Annotated in this window: 4 protein-coding genes; 1 reads left to right on the plus strand and 3 read right to left on the minus strand. The window is 71.3% G+C overall.

The annotated features are described in order from the left end of the window. Positions 1-140: 140 nt before the first annotated feature. Positions 141-1847, minus strand: a complete 1707-nt coding sequence (locus tag AC08OV_RS19675; protein ID WP_476620084.1) for a sensor histidine kinase — start codon at positions 1845-1847, stop codon at positions 141-143. Then, positions 1844-2599 carry a response regulator transcription factor gene (locus AC08OV_RS19680; protein WP_476593317.1) on the minus strand — a complete coding sequence of 252 codons (756 nt, stop codon included), beginning with the start codon at positions 2597-2599 and terminating at the stop codon, positions 1844-1846. Before AC08OV_RS19680 ends, AC08OV_RS19675 begins: the two co-directional genes overlap by 4 nt. Positions 2600-3044: 445 nt before the next feature. Between AC08OV_RS19680 and AC08OV_RS19685 the strand changes: the two genes are divergently transcribed. Further along, positions 3045-3509 carry a hypothetical protein gene (locus AC08OV_RS19685; protein ID WP_476593318.1) on the plus strand — a complete coding sequence of 155 codons (465 nt, stop codon included), beginning with the start codon at positions 3045-3047 and terminating at the stop codon, positions 3507-3509. Positions 3510-3567: 58 nt separating this feature from the next. Here the strand turns inward: AC08OV_RS19685 and AC08OV_RS19690 are convergent. Beyond that, the coding region (locus tag AC08OV_RS19690; RefSeq protein WP_476620085.1) for an Hsp70 family protein at positions 3568-5725 on the minus strand (2158 nt) is incomplete at its 5' end.

Consider the following 5725-nt stretch of genomic DNA (forward strand, 5'->3'; position numbering starts at 1 on the left):
GTGGTGGGGCTGGTCCCTGGTCCACGGCATACGCCGCCGATGTCCAGGGGCCCGACCGCCTCCGGAGAGGGGCACCGGGTCGGTGAGTATGGGCGACATGGGGATCACTGTCGACCGCGGACCTTTCGGCTTCTTGTGATCTACCTGTACGCAGGCTGTGAAGCTCGGTCGGGGTGCGTCGGGCCGGTCAGGCGGGCAGGCTCGGGTGGGACCGTCCCCGAGGGTGGGAGGCATCGGGGCAGCTCGACGATGAAGGCGGTGCGTCCCGGCTCGCTCGTGGCCTGCACGTGCCCGTGATGTGCCTCGACGACGGCGGCGACGATGGCGAGCCCCAGCCCGGTGCTACCGGCGACGCGGGACCGCGAGCTGTCGCCGCGCGCGAAGCGTTGGAAGACCTCGGGGAGCAGATCCGGGGGGATGCCCGGGCCGTCGTCCACGACCGCGAGGATCGCCGTGGGGCCGCTCACGGTCAGGCTCGCCGTGACCTGGGTGCCCGGCGGCGTGTGGGTGCGGGCGTTGGCCAGCAGGTTCGCGAGAACCTGGTGCAGGCGGGCCGGGTCCCCGGTGACCGTGACCGGCTCCTCGGGCAGGCCGAGGGCGAAGCGGTGGCCCGGGGCGGCCACGTGCGCGTCGCTGACCGCGTCGACGATCAGCCGGGAGACGTCCACCGGTTCCCGGACCAGGTCCCGACCGGAGTCGAGCCGGGCGAGCAGCAGCAGGTCGGAGACCAGCGCCGTCATCCGCGCGCTTTCGGACTCGACCCGGCTCATCGCGTAGGTGATGTCCGCGGGGACGTGCTCGCGGGTCCGGCGGGTCAGCTCGGCGTACCCGCTGATCGCCGCGAGCGGAGTGCGCAGTTCGTGGCTGACGTCGGCGAGGAACTGGCGCATTCGCATCTCGCTCGCGTGCCGGGCGGCCAGCGCGGCACCGATGTGGCCGAGCATCCGGTTGAGCGCCGCCCCGACCTGGCCGACCTCTGTGCGCGGGTCGGTGTCGACCTGCGGCACACGCACCGACAGGGCCACCTCACCCCGGTCGAGGGGTAGCTCGGCGACCCGGGAGGCCGTCGCGGCGACCCGCCGCAGCGGTCGCAGCGTGACGCGGACGATCGCCGTGCCGGCGATCGCGGCGGCCGCGACCCCCACCAGGGCCACCACCCCAGCGATCATCGCCATCCTGGTGAGGGTCGCGTTCACCTGTTTCATCGGCAGCCCGGTGACGACGGTCATACCGTCATGGGTGGTCCTTGCGAGGAGCCGATAGTCACCCTGATCGCCGAACGCCCGGGTATACGGCCGCAGGTAGGCGGGAATGCCCGCGACGACGGCGGTCTCGGCGGTGGTCAGCTCCTTCCCCTCACCGGCGGTATCGATGAAGGCCCCGTAGGTTCCATCCTCGTCCACGACGGCTCCCAGCGTTCCCGGATCGACCGGTCCACGGAAGAACCGGCGGACCCGCAGCTGCTGCGGGCTGAGGCTGGACGGCTGGCCGGCGGCAGCGGAGTCGGCAGCGGAATTGGCGGGGGCAGCGGAGCCGGCGGCGGTGGCCGAGCCGCCGGCAGTGCCGTAGCCGGCGTTCCCCTCGGCCGGGGCCGGGAGGGTCGGCAGGGCCGGGAAGGACGGGAGGTTCTGCAGAAAGGCGGGTTCCGGCCGGTCCCATCGTCCGCTGGCCTCCCGCAGCCGCCTGTCGAGCTGGTCGACGAGGACACCTCGCAGCGCGACGGCGGTGACGAACACGATCGCCAGCGAGACGGTCGCCAGCAGGAGCATCAGTAGGGCGAGCAGCCGGGTGCGCAGCGACCAGCGCGAGGGCGAGACCGGCACGATCCGGTGAGCCGGGGAGCTCATGCCGGGCCCGGCGCGGTGCCCCTCGATGACGGGGTGGCGGAGGTCTTCGGTGCCAGCGCCGGATCGGCCGGCCGCAGGACGTACCCGGCCCCGCGCATCGTGTGGATCATCGGGGGGCGGCCGGCGTCGATCTTCTTGCGCAGGTACGAGACGTAGAGCTCGACGACGTTCGCCTGGCCGCCGAAGTCGTAGTTCCAGACCCGGTCGAGGATCTGGGCCTTGCTGAGCACCCGGCGTGGGTTGCGCATGAAGAAGCGCAGCAGTTCGAACTCGGTGGCGGTGAGGTGCACCGGCTGGCCGGCGCGCTGCACCTCCCGGCTCTCCTCGTCCATCGTGAGGTCGCCGACGACGAGCCGGGCGCCCTGCAACGCCTCGGTGGTGCGCGCGGCGCGACGCATCAGTCCGCGCAGCCGCGCGACGAGCTCCTCGAGACTGAACGGCTTCGTGACGTAGTCGTCGCCGCCGGCGGTGAGTCCCGCCACTCGGTCCTCGACGGCGTCCCGGGCGGTCAGAAACAGCACCGGTACGTCCGGGCTCTCCGCCCGCAGGCGCCGAAGCACCTCCAAGCCGTCCATGTCGGGCAGCATGATATCGAGAACGACCGCGTCCGGCCGGAAGTCGCGGGCGAGCCGCAGCGCTCCGCGACCATCCGCGGCGCTGCGCACTTCCCACCCCTCGTAGCGCAGCGCCATCGACAGCAACTCCGCCAGTGTCGTCTCGTCGTCTACCACGAGGACCCGCACCGATTGCATGGTGTCAGCTTCGCCTCCTTGGCTGGCTGTTACCTGAGGTCTTGCTGTGAGCTTGCTGTGAGCTGGTTCTGTGAATGCCCGGGGCCGCGGAATCGTAGGTGTGCCACTCGCCGCGATGTCCATCGACGAGACGACGGGGACCCCCTCGAATGGCAGCCTCCCCCGGGTGGCGGGCCCGACGGCTCCGATGGGATGGACACCACGTTCGGTCAAGCAGCGCATCACATCTTGCCAAGATTTTATCTTGGTGAGACTAATGTGGGCTGAGGTAGTGAGAGATGGGAGAATATCAATGGGATCACGATGTGATCTGTCGTCGGGTTGACCGTTGGAGTATCCCCCTTCAGGGGGTTCACCTGCGCAAACTGGGTAGGTGCACAGCATGGCTCGCCATAGTCGTCCTCGGTCCGCCGTCCGCGGTAACCGTCCCCGTATCGTGCGCCGGGTGGTACTGCCCACCGCAACTCTGGTCACCGCGGGAGTTGTGACCGTGGGTACGGCGTTCGCCTGTTCCAGATCGTCCTCGGTGGCGTCGGCCCCCGGGGAAACCAGCCGCGTCGTCGCCGCCGTGGCTCGCGGCGCCGGCACCTTCCCGCCGTCGGCCGGGGATGCGGGCGCGATTGCCGAGGCGGTCCGGACGAGCCCGTTCACCGCGGATGTTCCGCCGCAGAACTACGAGGTCACCGGGACCACCGTGGCCGCCAGCGACCCGAGCTGGGCACTGACCGAGCTGCGCCCGACTGTGGCCGATCTCGACCGGGCCGAGGGGGTACTGCATCACACGGACTCCGGGTGGGAACTGGTCCAGCTCGGTACCTACGAGGTCGGGTGTGGCGTCGTGCCCGAGGCGGTGCTGGACGACCTCGGCCTGAAGTGCCCGCCGCGGGACGGCTCGGTCTTCCCGACCTGATCTCCGGGAGTTCCGGGAGTCCCGGGCGGCGGATCTGCCTGCCGGGACGGCCGGAGCGTCAGGGGGTGTAGATGATGTCCCAGAGCCGAGCGGTCATGTCGGTACTGGTGGTGGCGAGCAGGAGGCCGTAGGGGGCGAACGCGCAGCTCATCACCGTGCTGCTGTGCCCGGTGAGGGTGGCGATCGCGGACCCGGTCGCGACGTCCCACAGTTGCGCGGTGTCGTCGGTGCTCGCCGTTGCCAGCAGGTGGCCGTCCGGGGAGAAGGCGCAGCTCTGCGCCGAACCCGGCAGGGTGAGCACGGTGGTGCCGCTGGAGGCGTCGGTGAGCCGGGTGCCCTCGTTGCCGCTCGTCGCGAGCAGCCGGCCGTCGGGAGAGAAGGCGCAGCCGCCAGCGAAGTTCGTGTGCCCGGGTAGGCTCATGATGATCTCGCCGACCGTGACGTCCCACAGCAGGGTGGACTCCGCGCCGGCGGTGACCAGCAGCCGGCCGTCGGGGGAGAAGGCGCAGCCGTAGACCGAGCCGCGATGGCCGTTGAGGGTGGCAAGATTCTTCCCGGTCGATGAACCCCACAGCCGGACGGTGCGGTCGGTACTGGTCGTGGCGAGCAGGCTGCCGTCCGGGGAGAAGGCGCAGCCGTACACGGGTCCCCGGTGCCCGGTCAGGGTCACCGTCTGGCGGGCGGCGTCGACGTCCCAGATGCGGGCTGTCTTGTCGCTGCCGGTGGTGGCGAGCAGCTTGCCGTCCGGGGAGAATGCGCAGCCATGCACGACCAGGCTCTTGCGCCCGCTGAGCGTGACCGACGTTCGGCCGGTGGCGACGTCCCACAGCCGGGTGCCGTCCTTGCTGGTGGTGGCGAGCAGCTTGCCGTCCGGGGAGAAGGCCGCCGAGGTGACGTCGCGTTCGTGTCCCTTGAGGGTGGCCCGCGCGGTGACCTCGACGTGGTGGGACGGGCGGCTGCTGCGCTCGAAGCCGCGCAGGTCCGCCGGCACCGCCGACCCCATCGGCACCGGCCCGGACGGAAGCGTGGTCGCCAACCAGTCGGCGTCGCGGACCGGAGTGCCGGGTGCCGCGTGGGTGTGGATGAGGCTACCCGGTGCCTCGGCGGCCAGGTCGAACAGGGAACCGTCGGTGAGGCGGACCCGCGCCAGCACGGCGCTCGCGTCGAAGCGTTCCCCGGGCTCGACGAGCCAGCGCACCATCGTCGCCCGCCCGCCGGGGATGTCCCAGCGAGCCGGTTGTAGGACCGGATTCGGGCGCGCTGCGGTGGTCCGGCGGGTGGAGACCGAGCTTGCCCAGGCGGCGGCGCCGAGCACCACGGCGAGCTCGGGATCGGCGGGGAGGTAGATCTGCTGCCCCGGCCAGTCGGTGCCGACCCCGAGCCGACCTTCGAGGATGTCGGTGACGACCGGGATCCGGGAGCTGCCCCCGACGAGGAGCACCCCACTCAGCTTGTCCGGTCCGTAACCGGAGGACTTCAGCAGGTGCTGGCAGCAGGCCATCGTGCGGGCCAGGATGGGGGAGGCGAGCTGGGTGAACCGGTCACGCTGCATGCTGACCAGCAGGCCGGCCGGGCTGAAAACGTCCTCCACGACGGCGATGTCGGAGAGCTGATGTTTCACCGCCCGGGCGAAGTCGAGCAGTTCGTGGCGGGTCCGGTTGGCCGTGGTCTGGAACGTCTCGCCGATCCCGGGCGGATTCAGTAGCGGTTCCAGCCCCGGCCCGTACAACCCCAGGATCTCGTCGAACAGAATCTGGTCGAGTTCGCGGCCGCCGCAGTCGTGCAGAGCCGAGTGGGAGAGCAGCTCGTGCCGGCCGTCCTCACCGACCGCGACCAGCGCCCCCTCGAACGTCCCGCCACCCAGGTCGTACACGAGCATGAGCGAGCCAGGCTCGGGCGCGGCGCCGACCACCGGCGACCAGGCCGCCGCGACCGGCTCGGCGAGCAGGTCCACGTCGACGAACCCGGCGGCCTCCGCCGCGGCGATCATCGTCCGGCGCAGCGGGCCGGCGGGATCGTAGCTCGCCGGTATCGTGACGACGGCCCGCGACAGCGCCGCACCGCCGAGCTGCTGTTCGGCCTCGGCCTTCAGCGCGGACAGCACCGCGGTCACCAGCACGTGCGCCGGATAGCCGCGGCCGTCGAGTGACACGGCGCTGTCCCGGGCCAGATCGCGCTTGACCTCGCCACGGTACGCCGCGGGCCAGATCCGCTTG

It is taken from the genome of Frankia sp. CeTa3Moorea (assembly GCF_978021225.1).

Excerpts from the sequence above, each read along its gene's own strand:
- AC08OV_RS19675 (WP_476620084.1), bottom strand. The coding sequence starts at position 1,847 with ATGAGCTCCCCGGCTCACCGGATCGTGCCGGTCTCGCCCTCGCGCTGG.
- AC08OV_RS19680 (WP_476593317.1), bottom strand. The coding sequence starts at position 2,599 with ATGCAATCGGTGCGGGTCCTCGTGGTAGACGACGAGACGACACTGGCG.